Source organism: Paraburkholderia agricolaris (assembly GCF_009455635.1).
GTDB lineage: Bacteria > Pseudomonadota > Gammaproteobacteria > Burkholderiales > Burkholderiaceae > Paraburkholderia > Paraburkholderia agricolaris.
On the sequence record NZ_QPER01000001.1, the window covers coordinates 2557097 to 2574536 of the forward strand.

17 protein-coding genes are annotated in these 17440 nt (G+C 62.1%); 7 read left to right on the plus strand and 10 right to left on the minus strand.

From position 1 onward, the window contains the following. Positions 1 to 208 precede the first annotated feature (208 nt). The 3 genes from GH665_RS11430 (at position 209) to GH665_RS11440 (ending at position 4522) form a co-directional block, all read left to right on the plus strand. A complete protein-coding gene (locus GH665_RS11430) occupies positions 209 to 2083 on the plus strand; it encodes a PhoH family protein (RefSeq protein WP_153135953.1) in 1875 nt (624 codons plus the stop codon). A 205-nt stretch (positions 2084 to 2288) separates the two neighbouring features. After that, positions 2289 to 3527 carry an NlpC/P60 family protein gene (locus GH665_RS11435; protein ID WP_153135954.1) on the plus strand — a complete coding sequence of 413 codons (1239 nt, stop codon included), beginning with the start codon at positions 2289 to 2291 and terminating at the stop codon, positions 3525 to 3527. 188 nt (positions 3528 to 3715) lie between these two features. Further along, on the plus strand, positions 3716 to 4522 hold the full coding sequence (locus tag GH665_RS11440; RefSeq protein WP_153138390.1) for an SDR family oxidoreductase: 807 nt from the start codon (positions 3716 to 3718) through the stop codon (positions 4520 to 4522). A gap of 72 nt (positions 4523 to 4594) precedes the next feature. Here GH665_RS11440 and GH665_RS11445 read toward each other — a convergent pair whose 3' ends face one another. From GH665_RS11445 to GH665_RS11490, 10 genes are all read right to left on the minus strand, one after another. Beyond that, positions 4595 to 5605, minus strand: a complete 1011-nt coding sequence (locus GH665_RS11445) for an inorganic phosphate transporter (RefSeq protein ID WP_028196678.1) — start codon at positions 5603 to 5605, stop codon at positions 4595 to 4597. Continuing rightward, the gene (locus tag GH665_RS11450; protein WP_028196679.1) at positions 5605 to 6231 is read right to left on the minus strand and encodes a DUF47 domain-containing protein; all 627 of its coding nucleotides are present in this window, start codon (positions 6229 to 6231) and stop codon (positions 5605 to 5607) included. The genes GH665_RS11445 and GH665_RS11450 overlap by 1 nt, the downstream gene beginning before the upstream one ends. A 116-nt stretch (positions 6232 to 6347) precedes the next feature. Beyond that, complete coding sequence (locus GH665_RS11455; protein ID WP_063495982.1) at positions 6348 to 7733, minus strand: replicative DNA helicase; 1386 nt, start codon at positions 7731 to 7733, stop codon at positions 6348 to 6350. A 147-nt stretch (positions 7734 to 7880) separates the two neighbouring features. Continuing rightward, positions 7881 to 8333 carry a 50S ribosomal protein L9 gene (rplI, locus tag GH665_RS11460; protein WP_028196681.1) on the minus strand — a complete coding sequence of 151 codons (453 nt, stop codon included), beginning with the start codon at positions 8331 to 8333 and terminating at the stop codon, positions 7881 to 7883. Positions 8334 to 8360: 27 nt separating this feature from the next. Then, complete coding sequence (gene rpsR / locus GH665_RS11465) at positions 8361 to 8636, minus strand: 30S ribosomal protein S18 (protein WP_007182109.1); 276 nt, start codon at positions 8634 to 8636, stop codon at positions 8361 to 8363. A gap of 2 nt (positions 8637 to 8638) precedes the next feature. After that, positions 8639 to 8938, minus strand: coding sequence for a primosomal replication protein N (gene priB, locus GH665_RS11470; protein WP_153135955.1), 300 nt, complete (start codon positions 8936 to 8938; stop codon positions 8639 to 8641). A 51-nt stretch (positions 8939 to 8989) separates the two neighbouring features. Continuing rightward, entirely contained in the window at positions 8990 to 9364 is a 375-nt protein-coding gene (rpsF, locus tag GH665_RS11475) for a 30S ribosomal protein S6 (RefSeq protein WP_097392318.1), read from the minus strand. Between the two features lie 229 nt (positions 9365 to 9593). Next, positions 9594 to 10499, minus strand: coding sequence for an anti-sigma factor family protein (locus tag GH665_RS11480; RefSeq protein ID WP_153135956.1), 906 nt, complete (start codon positions 10497 to 10499; stop codon positions 9594 to 9596). Then, positions 10489 to 11217: an RNA polymerase sigma factor gene (locus GH665_RS11485; RefSeq protein WP_153135957.1), complete on the minus strand. Its 729-nt coding sequence runs from the start codon at positions 11215 to 11217 to the stop codon at positions 10489 to 10491. Before GH665_RS11485 ends, GH665_RS11480 begins: the two co-directional genes overlap by 11 nt. A gap of 153 nt (positions 11218 to 11370) precedes the next feature. Continuing rightward, positions 11371 to 12285, minus strand: coding sequence for a LysR family transcriptional regulator (locus tag GH665_RS11490; protein WP_028196685.1), 915 nt, complete (start codon positions 12283 to 12285; stop codon positions 11371 to 11373). A 230-nt stretch (positions 12286 to 12515) separates the two neighbouring features. On the opposite strand from GH665_RS11490, the gene gcl reads away from it, so the two are divergent. From gcl to GH665_RS11510, 4 genes are all read left to right on the plus strand, one after another. Next, positions 12516 to 14291: a glyoxylate carboligase gene (gene gcl, locus GH665_RS11495; protein WP_120348277.1), complete on the plus strand. Its 1776-nt coding sequence runs from the start codon at positions 12516 to 12518 to the stop codon at positions 14289 to 14291. Between the two features lie 160 nt (positions 14292 to 14451). Further along, the gene (hyi, locus tag GH665_RS11500) at positions 14452 to 15261 is read left to right on the plus strand and encodes a hydroxypyruvate isomerase (protein WP_028196687.1); all 810 of its coding nucleotides are present in this window, start codon (positions 14452 to 14454) and stop codon (positions 15259 to 15261) included. A 57-nt stretch (positions 15262 to 15318) separates the two neighbouring features. Beyond that, positions 15319 to 16227: a 2-hydroxy-3-oxopropionate reductase gene (locus GH665_RS11505; protein ID WP_153135958.1), complete on the plus strand. Its 909-nt coding sequence runs from the start codon at positions 15319 to 15321 to the stop codon at positions 16225 to 16227. A 684-nt stretch (positions 16228 to 16911) separates the two neighbouring features. Continuing rightward, entirely contained in the window at positions 16912 to 17313 is a 402-nt protein-coding gene (locus GH665_RS11510) for a DUF3597 domain-containing protein (RefSeq protein ID WP_153135959.1), read from the plus strand. The last annotated feature ends 127 nt before the right edge of the window (positions 17314 to 17440 follow it).

Genomic DNA, 17440 nt, shown 5'->3' on the forward strand with positions numbered 1-17440 from the left:
ACGCCGGGGCGGCGGCTTTTTTAATTGCGCGCAACCGTTCGTTCACTCGGCCACGCGCTTCCGTTAAGGAGCCGATCGAAGACCAGGCGAACCGGCATCTCTAGACCGAATGCGCGCCTCCGGACGCAAACTGCGTGCACACATACTGGCACCGGCAGAATGCGACAGGCGGCGCACGAAATGTGACCCGATTATTTCGAGGGAAACCATGCCTTTGCCTACCCCCCCCAGCAAGCTCGGCAATCTCCTGCCGCCTGACGAATACAAGGCCAAAGCCGCCACACCGGCGCGCTCCGCCGCGAAGAAACAGGCGGTCGTTGGGGAATCCGCAGAGTCGGCCGATTACGGCCGCGCGAACGTCGCCACGCCGATGGCGCACGCAGCCAATGCCGCGACCACCTTGCGGCCCGTGCCGGCATCGTCGGCCTCCCCTGCTACGTCCGCATCCGCCGAGCAAGCTGCACCGGCGCGCGGACGCAAATCGAAGCAGACCGCCGCATTGCTGCAACCGGTTCCCGCCGCCCGTCCGCAAGCCGAGCCGGCGGTTGTTTCAACGCCCGCGGCCAAATCGCAGCCGGTCGTCGCGCGCGCGCCAAGCGCGAAAGATCCGGCCGCCAGCACATCCGCAGCCGTAGCACCCAGCACGCGCGGCACCAGCAAGAAGCGCGGCGCGTCCACCGACCCGCTCGAAATGCAGAAGCTTTTCGTGCTCGACACGAACGTGCTGATGCACGATCCAAGCTGCCTGTTCCGTTTCGAGGAACACGACGTCTATCTGCCGATGATGACGTTGGAAGAACTGGACAACCACAAGAAGGGCATGTCCGAAGTCGCGCGTAACGCTCGCCAGGTGAGCCGCACGCTGGACGCGTTGGTGGCGAACGCCGGCAACATCTCGGACGGCATTTCGCTTGCGCGTCTCGGCAGCCGTGAAGCGTCCGGGCGCCTGTACTTCCAGACCAAGCTCAACGCCATCGAGCCGGTCGAAGGTCTGCCGGAAGGCAAGGCCGACAATCAGATTCTCGGCGTGGTGCGCGCGCTGCAGCGCGACCGGATGGATCGCCAGGTCGTGCTGGTGTCGAAAGACATCAACATGCGCATCAAGGCGCATGCGCTTGGCCTGCCCGCGGAAGACTACTTCAACGATCAGGTGCTCGAAGACAGCGATCTGCTGTACTCGGGCATCCGCGCGCTGCCGCAGGACTTCTGGACCAAGCACGCGAAGGGCATGGAGAGCTGGCAGGACACCAAAACCGGCACCACGTATTACCGTGTGACGGGTCCGCTGTGCGCTTCGATGCTGGTCAACGAGTTCGTCTATCTCGAGCCGCAGAACGGCGAGCCGGCGTTTCATGCGCTGGTGCGCGAACTGAACGGCAAGACGGCGCTGCTGCAAACCTTGCGCGACTACGGCCACCACAAGAACAATGTGTGGGGCATCACGGCGCGTAACCGCGAGCAGAATTTCGCGCTGAACCTGTTGATGAATCCGGAGATCGACTTCGTCACGCTGCTGGGTCAGGCCGGTACCGGCAAGACGCTGGTCGCGCTCGCGGCCGGTCTCGCCCAGGTGCTCGACGACAAGCGCTACAACGAGATCATCGTGACGCGCGCAACGGTTCCGGTCGGTGAAGACATCGGCTTTCTGCCGGGTACGGAAGAGGAAAAAATGCAGCCGTGGATGGGTGCATTCGACGACAACCTCGAAGTCTTGCAGAAAACCGACGACGCCGCCGGCGAATGGGGCCGCGCCGCGACCCAGGAGCTGATCCGCTCGCGCCTGAAGGTCAAGAGCATGAACTTCATGCGCGGCCGTACGTTCGTGGACAAGTATCTGATCATCGACGAGGCGCAAAACCTGACGCCTAAGCAGATGAAGACGCTGGTCACACGCGCCGGTCCGGGTACGAAGATCATTTGTCTGGGCAATATCGCGCAGATCGATACGCCTTACCTGACGGAAGGCAGCTCGGGCCTGACGTACGTGGTCGACCGCTTCAAGGGCTGGGCACACAGCGGGCACGTCACGCTGGCGCGCGGCGAGCGTTCGCGCCTCGCGGATTACGCATCGGAAATTCTTTAAGTTTCAACGCATTAGCTTCATGCAGAAGCCGCGTCCGGGTCACTCCGGGCGCGGCTTTTTTATTCGGTGCGCGTTCCCGACGGGCAACACTTAGCGCTCAAACTTCAAGTAATTTATCAAGAATTCTTGCCTGAGCCACGTTTGACGGGCTACCATCCCGACATCGTCCGCCATTAAACGAGCGTTTACCGCTCACTTCGTGTTCATGCGCCGACTCGCCCTTTCGCTGCTGACCGTTTTGCTGCTCGCCGCTTGCGCCGGCGCGCCGCAGAAAACGTCGCGCGGGCCAGGTTCGTCGGTCGTGGTCACGAACGGCGCTTATCACGCGCCACCGCCGGGCTTCCCGAATTTCGTCGACCACAGCATCGGCCGTGAGGAAATCTCCATTCAGGCAATGAGTCTTGTCGGTATTCCATACCGGTGGGGCGGTAATACGCCTGATAGCGGCTTCGATTGCAGCGGATTGGTTCGCTATGTCGTATCGCGCGCCGCTTCCGTGAATCTGCCGCGCACTACCGCCGATATGAGCGGTCGCGGCGAATCGATCGAACCGGATCAAATCGCGCCGGGCGATCTGATTTTCTTCAACACCACCGGGCGAGCGCATTCGCACGTCGGTATTTATGTGGGCAAGCTGCGCTTTGTCAACGCACCGTCGACGGGCGGCACCGTGCGGCTCGACTATCTGACCAATCCTTATTGGGCCAAGCGCTTCGACGGCATTCGCCGCGTGGCGGCGCCGGCCGTGACACCTGCGCCGTTCGATACGCCGAGTTATCAGGCGGCAGCGCCTCAGCCTGAACGTGTTGCACCGGTGGCTCAGGCGGCATCGGCTTATGCAGGCACCGCCGCATTGGCAACGCAATCTACGGGCGTTGCGACCACGCGGGCTTCTGACTACGCGGCAGCCCCGGCTGCGCCACAAGCTCCAGGCTATGCCGCGAACCCGGCGGCATCGCAACAGCCGGCTCGTGTTGCGGCCATTCGTGCGCCGCTGACTGCTGGTGGCCTGCCGGCTGTAGCCACGGCCGCCACACCGGCACCCCAGGCTGATCCGTTCGAACCGCCGCCGCCTGGCATGAGCGCCGCGCAGATGCAGGCGCGTGCCGCAGGCGCGGTGTCTCCGGCGCCCCAGCCGGCCGCGCAAGCGAGTGCGTACGACGCCACAGCGGGCGTAACCAGTCAGCAGACGGCAGCGGCGCGTACCGAACCGCCGACGGCTGCGGCACGAGCGCCGGATCCGATCGACGCCGCCGCCGATGCATTCGAGCCGCCTCCGCCATCCGCTTCAATCGCCGCGCGCCAGGCGCAGCAGGCTCAGCAAGCCGACGGGAATGCAGAAGGTGTGCGGATCATGCGCGCTTCGACCGCATCGCGTGGCGTCCCCGCCCCCACGCAAACCACCGACGACCCGATCGCGCGCTTCGCCAACGGCAATTTCTAAGAGCGCGGACGCTGGCTAATCGTCGCTCATGACGCGGGCCGCAACTTGTGGCTCCGTGCCTCGCACCCATACCAACCCAAGTCTGGCCGCGCGACGAAGCCCACACAGCGCACCTCAGCCCGGCCCATCCCCTCCTTGCTGCCGATCTGCTATCGTCATCGATATTCTTCCGACAGCAGGTGATGACGATGGATCTCGGGCTGAAAGACAAGGTGGTACTGATCACGGGCGGCAGCAAGGGGATCGGGTTCGCCTGCGCCCGGGCATTCGCACTCGAGGGCGCGAAGGTGGCGATCGTTTCGCGCGACCCCGCCAATCTCGCGCGCGCTTACGAACAGTTGAAACAGGAAGGCCTGAACGTGCATCGGACCCGCGCCGATCTGCACGAACCGCACAGCGCGGCAGACATCGTCGAGGAAGTCAGCACGGCGGTCGGCCCGATCGATGTGCTGATCAACAGCGCCGGCGCCGCCCGCCGCTACGACCCGGAAACGCTGGACGCCGACGCGTTCCGCGCGACCATGGAAGCCAAGTATTTCCCGTACATCTACCCTCAGCAGGAAGTGCTGCGGCGCATGGCCGAGCGCGTCAAGGCGGGCGACGATGCCGCACCCGGCACAATCGTCAACATCATCGGCATGGGCGGCAAGATCGCGAGCGACATCCATATCGCCGGGGGCGCCGCGAATGCCGCGCTGATGCTCGCCACCGTCGGCCTCGCCCACTACTACGCGCGCTACGGCATCCGCATCAACGCGATCAATCCAGGTTCGACGCTGACTGAGCGCGTCGAGGAAGCGGTCAGGCTGGAAGCGTCGCAGCAAGGCATCGAAAGCGCGGATGCGTTAGCGCGCGGGCAGGCTAAAGTGCCGCTCGGCCGTTATGCAAAACCGGAGGAAATCGCTGATGTCGCGCTGTTTCTGGCGAGCCGCCGCGCGAGCTATGTGACGGGCGCAATCGTCCCGATGGATGGAGGTAGCGCGCCGCTGATCTGAGCGATGCGCTTTATCGACAGCTTTAATTGCTTTGCAGCGTGCGGACAGCCTCGCCGTCCGCGCGCCACCTGCTTACAGGAACCGGTGGCCGAGCCACCAGGCCGCCGCGGAGAGCGCCGCCGAGGCCGGAATCGTCAGAATCCAGGCCCAGACGATGTTGCCGGCCACACCCCAGCGCACCGCGCTCAACTTCTGCGTGGCGCCGACCCCGACGATCGCGCCGGTAATCGTGTGCGTGGTGGACACCGGAATGCCGAGCCACGAAGCGGTGAACAGCGTAATCGCCCCGCCCGTCTCGGCGCAAAAACCGCCGACCGGCTTCAGCTTGGTGATCTTCTGACCCATCGTGCGAACGATCCGCCAGCCGCCGAACAACGTGCCGACACCCATCGACAGATAGCAGCCGCCGATCACCCACAGCGGCGGAGCGTCCGCGATCGATGAGGCATAGCCCGTCGCGATCAGCAGCATCCAGATGATGCCGATGGTTTTTTGCGCGTCGTTACCGCCATGACCCAGGCTGTACAAACCCGCGGAGACCAGTTGCAGACGCCGGAAACGCCGGTCGACTTTGCTCGGCGGCGTGCGGAAATAGATCCACGACACCGCCAGCATGAAGAACGAACCGAGTATGAAACCGAGCAGCGGGGAGATGAAAATGAAGGCCACCGTCTTCATCAAGCCGTCGATATTGAGCGAACCCCAGCCCGACTTGGCCAGCGCCGCGCCCACCAGTCCGCCGATCAGCGCATGCGACGAACTGGATGGAATGCCGTAATGCCAGGTGATGATGTTCCAGCCGATCGCCCCAACCAGTGCACCAAAAATGACGTAGTGGTCGACGATATCCGGATCGATTGTGCCCTTGCCGACCGTCTGCGCCACCTTCAGGTGGAACACAAAGTACGCGATAACGTTGAACGCTGCCGCAAAGGCCACCGCCTGTTGCGGCTTCAGCACGCCGGTCGACACGACCGTGGCGATCGAATTCGCCGCGTCGTGAAAGCCGTTCATGAAGTCGAAAATCAGCGCGACGGCAACCAGGCCGGCGACGACCCAGATAGCGAGTTGTATCGATTGCATTATGCGTTTTCCAGCACGATGCCTTCGATGATGTTCGCCACGTCCTCACACTTGTCGGTGATCGTTTCGAGCAATTCGTAAATCGCCTTCAGCTTGATGAGCGTCTTGACGTTGTCTTCTTCGCGGAAAAGTTTTGACATGGCCGAGCGCAGCACGCGGTCGGCTTCCGACTCCAGGCGGTCGATGTCCTCGCACGCCTTCAGAATCTGGCTCGCCTGCTTCATGTCCGACAGCAGGCTGACAGCGAACTGCACGCGCTCCGAGGTGGCTGTGCAGATGTGCGCCAACTGGCTCGCCTCGGAGGTCACTGCCTGCACGTCGTACAGCGAGATAGCAGTGGCGACGTCCTCCATCAAGTCGAGGATGTCGTCCATCGTGGTGATCAGCTTGTGGATTTCGTCGCGGTCGAGCGGCGTAATGAAAGTCTTATGCAGCAGGTCGATCGCTTCGTGCGTGAGCTTGTCAGCGGCCTTCTCGGCCTTCTGCACATTCTGCTTATGGGTCTCGGCGTCCTGCAGGTTGTCGATCAGCAGCTCGAGTTCGCGGCTTGCCGAGACGATGCACGTTGCGTGTGCATTGAAAATTTCAAAGAACTTGCCCTCGGTGGGCATGAATCGACCGAACATTGGGATCCTGGAAATGGGTCACATTATGGCTGACATAAAACCGCCACATTGTACCGTTACAGGATCGATGCCGCACTTTTGAAAGCGTCGTTACAACAGGCCGGACAGTTAGCCCTTTACTCGCTGTAGAAATTCTGCGCACCGGCAAAATTATCGAACTTCGTGAATTGACCATGGAATGTGAGCCGAACAGGGCCGATCGGACCATTCCGCTGCTTACCGATGATGATCTCCGCGGTGCCCTTGTCCGGACTGTCCGGGTTGTACACTTCGTCGCGATAGATGAACAGAATCACGTCCGCGTCCTGTTCGATAGCGCCGGACTCCCGCAAGTCGGACATGATCGGCCGCTTGTTCGGACGCTGTTCGAGACCACGGTTGAGCTGCGACAACGCGATCACCGGTACGTCGAGTTCCTTCGCGAGACTCTTCAGCGAACGTGAGATTTCCGAAATTTCGGTCGCGCGGTTTTCGCCCGACGACGAACCGCTCATCAGTTGCAAATAGTCGATGATGATGAGACCAAGCTTGCCGCACTGACGCGACAGCCGACGCGCGCGCGAGCGCAATTCCATCGGGTTCAAGCCGCCGGTTTCGTCGATGAAAATCTGCGCCTCGCTCATTTTCTGCACCGCGTGCGTGAGCTTCGGCCAATCCTCGTCAGTCAGACGCCCCGTGCGCATGCGGTGCTGGTCGAGCCGGCCGACCGACCCCAGCATACGCATGGTGAGTTGCGAGCCCGGCATTTCCATGGAGAACACGGCCACCGGCAGACCATACTCGACCGCCACATATTCGCCGACGTTCATCGAAAACGCCGTTTTACCCATCGACGGGCGGCCCGCCACGATGATCAGCTCACCGCCGTGCATACCGGAGGTCATGCGATCCAGATCGACGAAGCCAGTCGGTGTGCCGGTCACGTCGCTCGGATTGGCGGTGTGATACAGCGTATCGATCCGCTCGACCACCTCGGTCAGGAGGGGGCCGATTTCCAGGAAACCCTGCGTGCCACGCGCGCCGTCTTCAGCGATCGAAAACACCTTCGATTCAGCCTCGTCCAGCAACTGGCGGACTTCCTTACCTTGCGGATTAAACGCGTCGGCGGAAATCTCGTCGGCGACGGACACGAGACGGCGCAATACCGCGCGATCGCGCACGATTTCCGCGTAGCGGCGGATATTGGCCGCGCTCGGCGTGTTCTGCGCCAGCGCGTTCAGATACGCAAGACCACCGACCTCTTCCGCCTTGCCCGAGGTGCCGAGCGCCTCGTACACGGTAATCACGTCGGCCGGACGCGTCGCCGCGATCAGCTTGCCGATATGCTCGAAGATGATACGGTGGTCGTATCGGTAAAAATCGCTCTGCGACAGGAAGTCGGCGATGCGGTCCCATGCCGCGTTGTCGAGCAGCAGGCCGCCCAGCACCGACTGCTCGGCTTCGATCGAATGCGGCGGGACTTTCAGCGACTCGATTTGGGGATCTTTGGACGGTGCGTTCATGGAGAGGAATTATCGGGGTAAATGCGCGCGGAGGGAAATCAAAAACCGATACTTCGATACATGGAAAACGAGCAATAAAAAAGGCAGGGGCCGGTCACCCGGCCCCTGCCTTTTGCCAGAAACGTCCTGGCAGATACTGCTAAATGCTTAGACGTGTTCGCCGATCACAGCTACCGTCACATCGACGAGAACGTCGGTGTGCAGCGAGATCTGAACAGCGTGCTCGCCAACCAGCTTCAGCGGGCCTTCCGGCAGACGCACTTGCGCCTTTTCCACTGCGAAGCCTTGCTTAACCAAAGCGTCAGCGATGTCGGCGTTCGTCACCGAGCCGAACAGACGACCGTCAACGCCGGCCTTCTGATTGATCTGAACCGTCGAGCCTGCCAGCTTTTCGCCTTGAGCTTGAGCGGCAGCCAGCTTTTCAGCGGCGATCTTTTCGAGTTCAGCGCGGCGAACTTCGAATTCAGCCAGGGCTTCCTTCGTTGCACGGCGAGCTTGCTTGTTCGGGATCAGGAAGTTACGTGCGTAACCGTCCTTGACCTTCACGATATCGCCCAGGTTACCCAGATTGACGACTTTTTCCAGAAGAATGATTTGCATTCGGATGCTCCTTATCGCGTCGTCGGGTTAGGCCTTGTGCTGGTCGGTGTACGGCACCAGCGCGAGGAAACGTGCGCGCTTGATTGCCGTATCCAGCTGGCGTTGATAGTGCGACTTCGTACCCGTGAGACGCGCCGGCGTGATCTTGCCGTTTTCGCCGATGAAGTCCTTCAGCGTTTCGAGGTCCTTGTAGTCGATGTGATCGACGCCAGCGGCCGTGAAACGGCAGAACTTCTTGCGCTTGAAGAGCGGATTTTGTTGCTGACGACGCTTGTCGAATTTCTTACCAGTCGGGCGGGGCATGTTCAGTCCTTTCCAATGTCCTGCAATTCTGTGATGTGAAATACCAGTGTTCTTGCGTTGCGGTGCTTTTTTGCCAGAAAGCCTGTGAAGAGCGTTTCCACGCCCATCTGACAGCCTTCGAGCTTACCGCTCGCCTCACCTGCGGCTACCGCCTGCATGGTCAGTTCGACTTGCCGGGTAATGCCGGCTTCGACGACTTCCGTGCGGTGGTGCAACGTGCAACCTGCAATCGGAACGCCGGCGGGGGTATACCGCACCGGTTCGCGTTCAACGATGCTGGCCGTAAGTTGCAGCCGATTCATGTAACCTTTGGCGAGAGCGACGCTTTCGTCTGGTAGCTTAAATAGTGTGTCTTAAGCCTGCGCTTCGGACGGTTGCGTAGCAGCCGACTTCTTGGCTTCTTCGCGCTGCACTTCCTTCATCATCGGTGACGGGCCGGTTTCGGCCTTCTTCATCTTGACGATCAGGTGACGCAGAACCGCGTCATTGAACTTGAATGCGTGTTCCAGCTCGTCGAGCGTGGCCTGGTCGCATTCGATGTTCATGCAGACGTAGTGAGCCTTCGCGAGTTTCTCGATCATGTAGGCCAGTTGGCGACGGCCCCAGTCTTCGATGCGGTGGATCTGGCCACCGTGCGAGGTGATCGTGGACTTGTAACGCTCGATCATTGCGGGCACTTGCTCGCTTTGATCCGGGTGCACGATAAATACGATTTCGTAATGACGCATATTCACTCCTTGTGGATTAAAGCCACCCGGGCGTCGGAACCGGTGTGGCAAGTGAGAAGCCAAAGAGTGTAACCCGATTAGGGCCGGGTTGCAAGATATCCCGTTAATCTGGCGCGTGAATCGAGTGTGTTTTCAAGGGTTTAGGGCTAAGCGGACCAACCGCCTTCATCCCTAAGCGCGCGGCGCGCGCCCGGCGGCGACACCACCGGATCGCGCCCGCGAGGCCTGCTCAGCCTCCCTCGGTCTGCTCGCTGCCGCCCGCCAGACGGGCTTTCAGCGCCGTTTCAAGGCCGCCGAGCGCATCCGGCGCGGCGTCGGTCACGGCCCACCAGGTCATCCCCTGCGCGTTCCAGTGCGCGAGCGAGTAACCCTCGCGGGTCTGCGTCAACGCAGCTCCAGCGGCCGCGTAGCGCGCCTCCGGAAACACGTAGACGTCGATGACGTGCTTCTGATAGCGGTACACCAACACCGCCACCCGCTGATGCCCGATGTAGTCCAGCCGGCCGCCTTCGAGCGGAAAACCGTTCGCCGCGAGATCCTCGACCGGTGGCGAATAATCGATCCGGCCGTTGAACCACGGCTTGACCGTGTGCCGATCAGTCGAAATAACGTCGATGTCGTGACCGGACATTTGCGCCCGCACGTGGCTTTCGACCAGTTCATCGGCGAACAGGCTGGTTTGCGCGGGACGCTGCAGGTTCATTGTCACACCCACGGCCACCGCGCCGAGCGCGACCACCAGCGCGACGAGCCAACCCCGCCCGATCGTTGCGCCGGCGCCTGCGCCCCCGCCGGGCCGGCCCATCGCACCTTGCGGACGCCACCAGCCATTCAGCCAGTTACCCAGCCAGCTTCGCTTCGGCCCCGGCGGAACGGGAGCCCGCGGGGTTTCGAGCGGCTCACGAGCAGCGGCATCGTCTTGCGGGAGTGCCGCAAGAATGCGCGCCCGCAAGGCGTCCGGCGCGCGGTGATAAGGCTGCGCGCGCAGCGACTTGCTCAGCACATGCAGGTTTTCGCTTTCGCGCCGGCAAGCGTCGCAAGTCTCGATATGCTGCTGGATGCGTTGGGCGTCCGGCGCGGGCAATTCGTGGTCGGCGTTCGCATCGAGGAGCGGCCGCGCTTCGTTACAGTCCATCTGGCGTCTCCTGAGCTAAGCCGGCAGCACTGGCGCCGGGGTTGTTGGACGGACGGCCGTTGGCGGCTGCCCGCAAGGGTGTGACCGAAGCCGTGGGTGTCGTGCATGCGCCCGGCATCGTGGCGCGTGGCGAACCGCCTCCTCCTTGCATCTCGCCCAGAAGCGCGGCCAGCTTGCGCCTGCCACGCGCGAGCCGCGACATCACCGTGCCGATCGGCACATCGGCCACCATCGCGATCTCGCGATAACCCATTTCTTCAAGCTCCCGCAGGATCAGCACCTCGCGGTACTCCACCGGCAACTTCGCGAGCGCGTCGTGCACCAGCTTCGTATCCTCGTCGCGGATCAGGAGCGTCTGCGGATCCGCGCCACCCGTGCTCCAGCCGTCGAAGGTCGCGTCGTCCATGGTGTCGTCGAACTCGACCGTTTCATGCGATGACGCGCGCCGCCGCCACTCCGTGTACCAGGTGCGGCGCACGATCGCGAGCAGCCACGGCCGCGCCGAATCGCCACGGAAGGTGTCGAAAAAACGGAACGCGCGCATAAACGCTTCCTGCACGACATCGTCGGCGTCGTTGGTGTTGCCGCACAACCAGCGCGCAAGGTTGTACGCGGCGTCGAGGTGCGGCAAAGCCAGCTGCTGAAAGCGGCGGCTCCTTGCTGCATCGGCGTCGGCATTGACGTGCGCGCGGGCGGCGTCGGAATCGGTTTGGACCACCTGGGCCCTCCAGGGCATTGCGGCTAGGCTGTGTGACTCGTTTTCACTCGCATTCACTCGCTCATCACGCATAACCGGTCACACGCCGAGTTTATTCCCGCCTCCCCCTGAATTCGACCATTTAAATGCGCAGGGCTCGCAGAGCTCACAGGGCTAATACGTCGGGCGATTCCAGTAATCCTCGCTGGCATACACCTCTTTCAGATAATCGATGAAGTAACGCACTTTGGCCGGCACATAGCGTTGCTGCGGATAGACCGCCAGAATGTCGTAGTCGGGCAGCGCGAATTCATCCAGCACGGTTTCCAGCTCGCCGCGCGCCAGTTGCTGCTGGATTTCCCATGTGGAGCGCCAACCGAGCCCGAGCCCTTCGGATACCCAGCGGTGCAGCAATTCGCCGTCGTTGCAATCGAGCGTGCCGCCGACCCGCACCGTCGCCAGCTTGCCGTTGCGGCGGAAATACCAGCCGCGGTTCTGGCCGCCCTGCAGATTGAACGCGAGGCAGTTGTGCTGCGGCAGATCTTCGAGCGTTTTCGGCTTGCCGTGTTTGCGGAAATATTCCGGCGTCCCGCAGACCACGCGCCGGTTCGACGCCAGCTTCACCGCGACGAAATTCGGATCGACCGCGCCGCCGATCCGGATCGACAGGTCGTAGCCCTCGCGCACCAGGTCCACCACCCGGTCGGTCAGATTGAACGAGACCTGCAATTCCGGTTTGTCGGCGAGAAAAACCGGCGCGAGCGGCGCGACGTGCTTGCGCCCGAACGCGGCCGGCGCCGACACGATCAGATGGCCGTTCACCGCGCGCCGCCCGGCGCTCAGTTCGTTTTCCGCCTGGTCCCATTCGGTGAGCAGGCCGCGGCAGCGCTCGAGAAACGCCGCGCCGTCTTCGCTGACCACGAGGCGCCGCGTCGAGCGGTACATCAGCTTCACGCCGAGACGCTTTTCCAGCGCGTCGATGCGGCGCCCGAGAATCACCGGCGACACACCCTCTTCCAGCGCGGCCGCCGCGAGACTGCCCGCGTCGGCGACGCGCACGAAGGTTTCGATCTGTTTGAAGCGGTCCATGTTTGTCTCCTCTCCCGTGCATCGCCGCGGCCCATGCGTCGCTCTGCAGGCTGTCACGCCATGAAACCGATGCATTCCATACTTTTTGTTTCGAAATAAGCGACCCGGACTGATCTTATCAAACCTTTAGGTGAGGCCTACAGTTCGATCAACACCTTTTGGTTTGCACATTCCGTCAGCGGATTCGTTACCCCAGCGATTCGCCCACCTCAGACATTCAGGAGACATTCATGGCCAAGATGAGAGCCGTCGACGCAGCCGTGCTGGTGCTCGAAAAAGAAGGCATCAACACCGCTTTCGGCGTTCCGGGCGCAGCCATCAACCCGTTCTACTCGGCCATGCGCAAGGCAGGCAGCATCAGCCACGTGCTGGCGCGTCACGTCGAAGGCGCATCGCATATGGCCGAAGGCTATACGCGTGCCCAACCGGGCAACATCGGCGTGTGTATCGGCACGTCGGGCCCTGCCGGCACCGACATGATCACCGGTTTGTACTCCGCTCAGGCTGATTCGATTCCTATTCTGGCTATCACGGGCCAGGCGCCGCGCGCACGTCTGTACAAGGAAGACTTCCAGGCCGTCGATATCGAATCGATCGCCAAGCCGGTCACCAAGTGGGCCGTCACCGTGCGCGAACCCGCACTGGTGCCGCGCGTGTTCCAGCAGGCTTTCCACCTGATGCGCTCGGGCCGTCCGGGTCCGGTGCTGGTCGACCTGCCGATCGACGTGCAACTCGCCGAAATCGAATTCGACATCGACACGTACGAGCCGCTGCCGGTCTACAAGCCGAAGGCAACACGCAAGCAGATCGAAGCCGCGCTCACGCTGCTGAACAACTCGGACAAGCCGTTGATCGTCTCGGGTGGCGGCGTGCTGAACGCAGCCGCCGAAGACCTGCTGGTCGAATTCGCCGAAACCGTCGGCGTGCCGGTGATCCCGACGCTGATGTCGTGGGGCGCGATTCCCGACGACCATCCGCTGATGGCCGGCATGGTCGGCTTGCAGACTTCGCACCGCTACGGCAACGCCACGATGCTCGCCTCCGACTTCGTGCTCGGCATCGGCAATCGTTGGGCGAACCGCCACACGGGCAGCGTCGAGGTTTATACGAAGGGCCGTAAGTTCGTGCACGTGGACATCGAGCCGACGCAGATCGGCCGCGTGTTCGGACCGGACCTCGGCATCGTGTCGGACGCGAAAGCCGCGCTCGAACTGTTCGTTGAAGTGGCTAAGGAATGGAAGGCCGCCGGCAAGCTGAAGGACCGCAGCGCCTGGGTCGCCGATTGCCAGCAGCGCAAGCAGACGATGCACCGCAAGACGCACTTCGACAACGTGCCGATGAAGCCGCAGCGCGTGTACGAAGAGATGAACCAGGTGTTCGGCCGCGATACGTGCTACGTGAGCACGATCGGTTTGTCGCAGATCGCCGGCGCGCAATTCCTGCACGTCTATAAGGCGCGTAACTGGATCAACTGCGGCCAGGCAGGCCCGCTCGGCTGGACGATTCCGGCAGCGCTCGGTGTGCGCGCAGCCGATCCGCAACGTCCGATCGTCGCGCTCTCGGGCGACTACGACTTCCAGTTCATGATCGAAGAACTGGCAGCCGGCGCGCAATTCAAGCTGCCGTACGTGCACGTGGTGGTGAACAACTCGTACCTCGGCCTGATCCGTCAGGCACAGCGCGCGTTCGATATGGACTTCTGCGTGCAGCTCGGTTTCGAGAACATCAATTCACCGGAAACGAACGGCTATGGCGTGGACCACGTCGCGGTTGCCGAAGGTCTGGGCTGCAAGGCGATCCGCGTGTTCAAGCCGGAAGAACTGAAGCCCGCACTGTTGAAAGCGCAATCGATGCTCTCCGAGTTCAACGTGCCGGTGATCGTCGAAGTGATCCTCGAACGTGTGACCAACATTTCGATGGGCACCGAAATCGACGCGATCAACGAGTTCGAAGATCTGGCCGAGAAGCGTGAAGACGCGCCGACGGCAATCAGCATGCTCGACTGAGCCTGACCGAGCCTGGCTGACGGTTCGACCCGCGCTCAACCGCCTTAACCGGCGCGTTGAAGCGCGCCTCGAACCGATGAGCATCACATGAGCGCGGTGCGGCACCCCGATGCCGCCTCATGAAGTTATTTCACTGACCGACCAGCGAGACACAAGCACCATGCCGAAATTTGCAGCGAATCTCACCATGCTGTTCAACGAAGTCCCGTTCCTCGACCGCTTCGCGGCAGCAGCGGACGCGGGCTTCAACGCCGTCGAATTCCTGTTTCCCTATCCGTACCAGATTGCCGAGTTGAGCGAACGTCTGCAGCAGAACCGTTTGAAACTCGTGTTGCACAACCTCCCCGCGGGCAACTGGGAAGCGGGTGAGCGCGGTATCGCATGCCTGCCGGATCGCGTGAGCGAGTTTCAGGAAGGCGTCGGCCGCGCGATCGAATACGCAACGGCGTTGAAAGTGCCGCAACTGAACTGCCTCGTCGGCATTCCGACGGCGGGCGTCGATGCGGACAAGGCGCGCTCGACGATCGTCGACAACCTGCGCTTCGCTGCGGGCGAACTGAAGAAAGCCGGCATCAGGCTGCTGGTCGAGCCGTGCAATTCGTACGACATCCCGGGCTTCGCGCTGAACCGTTCGGGCGAAGGCCTCGACGTGATTCGCGCAGTGGGTTCGGACAATCTGTTCCTGCAGTACGACATCTATCACATGCAACGGATGGAAGGCGAACTCGCGGCAACCATCAAGAAGAATCTGCCGCAGATCGCGCACATCCAGCTCGCCGACAACCCGGGCCGCAACGAACCGGGCACCGGCGAAATCAACTACCCGTTCCTGTTCGACCTGCTTGATTCGCTCGGCTACGAAGGCTACGTCGGTTGCGAGTACAAGCCGCGCACGACCACCGCCGCCGGCCTCGGCTGGGTGCAAAGCGTGGCCGGGCAAACCCGCGGTGCAGCCCACGCCGCAGCCTGATCGATCCGTCGATCGCATCAGGCACACCACCCCAAACAACACTGGAGATTTAGACACATGGCAAAGATCGGTTTTATCGGCCTCGGCATCATGGGCGCGCACATGGCGCGCAACCTCATCAAGGGCGGCCACACGCTGTTCGTGAATGGCGCGTACCCGGTGCCGGAAGATCTGAGCAAGAGCGCGAGCGTGGTCGCCAGTTCGACCGCGGTTGCACAAGCCGCTGACATCGTTGTCATCATGGTGCCGGACACGCCTGACGTCGCCAACGTGCTGTTCGCCGACGACGGCGTTGCCGCCGGCCTCACGCAAGGCAAGCTCGTGATCGACATGAGCTCGATCTCGCCGCTCGACACGCAGGCTTTCGCGAAGAAGATCAACGCGCTGGGCGCCGACTACCTCGATGCGCCGGTGTCCGGTGGCGAAGTCGGCGCGCGTGAAGCGTCGCTGACGATCATGGTCGGTGGCCCGGAAAAGGCGTTTGCGCTCGCCAAGCCGCTGTTCGAACTGATGGGCAAGAACATCTCGCTGATCGGCGACAACGGCGCGGGTCAAACCTGCAAGGTCGCGAACCAGATCATCGTCGCGCTGAACATCGAAGCCGTGGCCGAAGCACTGCTGTTCGCTTCGCGCTCGGGCGCCGATCCGGAACGTGTGCGCAAGGCGCTGATGGGCGGCTTCGCTTCGTCGCGAATTCTCGAAGTGCATGGCGAGCGTATGACCAAGCGTACCTTCGATCCGGGCTTCCGCATCGAACTGCACCAGAAGGATTTGAACCTCGCCCTGGACGGCGCGCGCAAGCTCGGCATCGCCCTGCCGCATACGGCCAGCGCCCAGCAACTGTTCAGCGTGTGCGCAGCCAACGGCGGCAAGGCATGGGATCACTCGGCGATGGTGCGCGCGCTGGAAATCATGGCGAACTACGAAGTCGCGCAAGCGCCGGGTAGCGAAGCCAAGGCGGCCTGATACATCTCCTGCGAAGGCCGGTTGCACGGGTCACGCACCAGTTCACACGCGTGACCCGCCGTATCGGAGCGAATTGCGACGGGCCAATCAGGGAGCAGGCAGCGGGCGTCAAACGCTGCACATAAAAACAACATGAAGCATGTCATATGGATTGCCGTGATGGTTGCATCGTCATCGTCATGGCAATCGCAGGTGGGGCGCCCGGTCCGTCGTGCTGTAACGGCGGCGGAACGGGCAAATCGTGCCGCTCTGGGCTGAGAGCGGCAAGTGGGGTCCGCAGCGGCACCCGGCGGCGCCGGGGAAGCCTTGGTCGGTCAGACGTCGTCGTCGGGTGTCCGGCTGTCGGATTTCAAACTTATGCGTTTTCCGCCATTCTCTCGCAGCGGCTGCATCATGCATGCCGCCTGCCAGCACCTCTCTCTGCAAGTCTCCTCGCAGCTGTGCTCGCAAGTCCGCTTGCATTTGCTTGCAACTCCGCGTCCGCGGCACGACCTTTTTTGACACATCCCTCCGTACTTTTCTCCTACACTCTTTGAGTCTGGTTGCAGGCGTATCAGCGATCACTTGCGGCTTGCCGATCATCGCAACGCATGTGCTCTGCTTCATTCGCCCGATTCGCAGCCAGTGTTCAACCCGTGAGCGGAATGTGCTTGCGCCGGTAACCCATCTTGCAAAGGATTCAGAATGAGCATCTTTGGTGACATCGTAAACAAGCTCTTCGGCAAAGCGAAGCCCGACCAGCCCGCACCTGCGGTCGAGCCGACACCGGATCCGGCAGCGGCACAAGCTGCCGCACCCGACGCGACACCGACGCCCGCGCCGCTGGCCGACGTCGACGTTGCTGTTGTCATGGACCAGTTCGTGAGTGAGAGTGGGCAAACGTTGAACTGGCGCACGTCGATCGTCGACACGCTGAAAGCGCTCGGCGTCGACAGCAGCCTCGAGCATCGCAAGCAACTCGCCCAGGAACTGAAGTACAGCGGCGACACGAACGATTCGGCAAGCATGAACATCTGGCTGCACAAACAGGTGATGCAAGCGCTGGCGGCAAACGGCGGCAAGTTGCCTCCGGATCTGGCGGGCTAACGGCTTGCCGGCGTCGCCCGGTTTACATTGGTATCGGCATCGGTATCTGTATCGGTAGCAACAAACCTTAAGCTGAAACGACAACGCGGCGCCCGGGTCGATGACCTGGGCGCCGCGTTGTCATTCA

Coding starts and splice junctions, on each gene's coding strand:
- GH665_RS11430 (WP_153135953.1), top strand. CDS start 209: ATGCCTTTGCCTACCCCCCCCAGCAAGCTCGGCAATCTCCTGCCGCCT.
- GH665_RS11435 (WP_153135954.1), top strand. CDS start 2,289: ATGCGCCGACTCGCCCTTTCGCTGCTGACCGTTTTGCTGCTCGCCGCT.
- GH665_RS11440 (WP_153138390.1), top strand. CDS start 3,716: ATGGATCTCGGGCTGAAAGACAAGGTGGTACTGATCACGGGCGGCAGC.
- GH665_RS11445 (WP_028196678.1), bottom strand. CDS start 5,605: ATGCAATCGATACAACTCGCTATCTGGGTCGTCGCCGGCCTGGTTGCC.
- GH665_RS11450 (WP_028196679.1), bottom strand. CDS start 6,231: ATGTTCGGTCGATTCATGCCCACCGAGGGCAAGTTCTTTGAAATTTTC.
- GH665_RS11455 (WP_063495982.1), bottom strand. CDS start 7,733: ATGAACGCACCGTCCAAAGATCCCCAAATCGAGTCGCTGAAAGTCCCG.
- rplI (WP_028196681.1), bottom strand. CDS start 8,333: ATGCAAATCATTCTTCTGGAAAAAGTCGTCAATCTGGGTAACCTGGGC.
- rpsR (WP_007182109.1), bottom strand. CDS start 8,636: ATGCCCCGCCCGACTGGTAAGAAATTCGACAAGCGTCGTCAGCAACAA.
- priB (WP_153135955.1), bottom strand. CDS start 8,938: ATGAATCGGCTGCAACTTACGGCCAGCATCGTTGAACGCGAACCGGTG.
- rpsF (WP_097392318.1), bottom strand. CDS start 9,364: ATGCGTCATTACGAAATCGTATTTATCGTGCACCCGGATCAAAGCGAG.
- GH665_RS11480 (WP_153135956.1), bottom strand. CDS start 10,499: ATGGACTGTAACGAAGCGCGGCCGCTCCTCGATGCGAACGCCGACCAC.
- GH665_RS11490 (WP_028196685.1), bottom strand. CDS start 12,285: ATGGACCGCTTCAAACAGATCGAAACCTTCGTGCGCGTCGCCGACGCG.
- gcl (WP_120348277.1), top strand. CDS start 12,516: ATGGCCAAGATGAGAGCCGTCGACGCAGCCGTGCTGGTGCTCGAAAAA.
- hyi (WP_028196687.1), top strand. CDS start 14,452: ATGCCGAAATTTGCAGCGAATCTCACCATGCTGTTCAACGAAGTCCCG.
- GH665_RS11505 (WP_153135958.1), top strand. CDS start 15,319: ATGGCAAAGATCGGTTTTATCGGCCTCGGCATCATGGGCGCGCACATG.
- GH665_RS11510 (WP_153135959.1), top strand. CDS start 16,912: ATGAGCATCTTTGGTGACATCGTAAACAAGCTCTTCGGCAAAGCGAAG.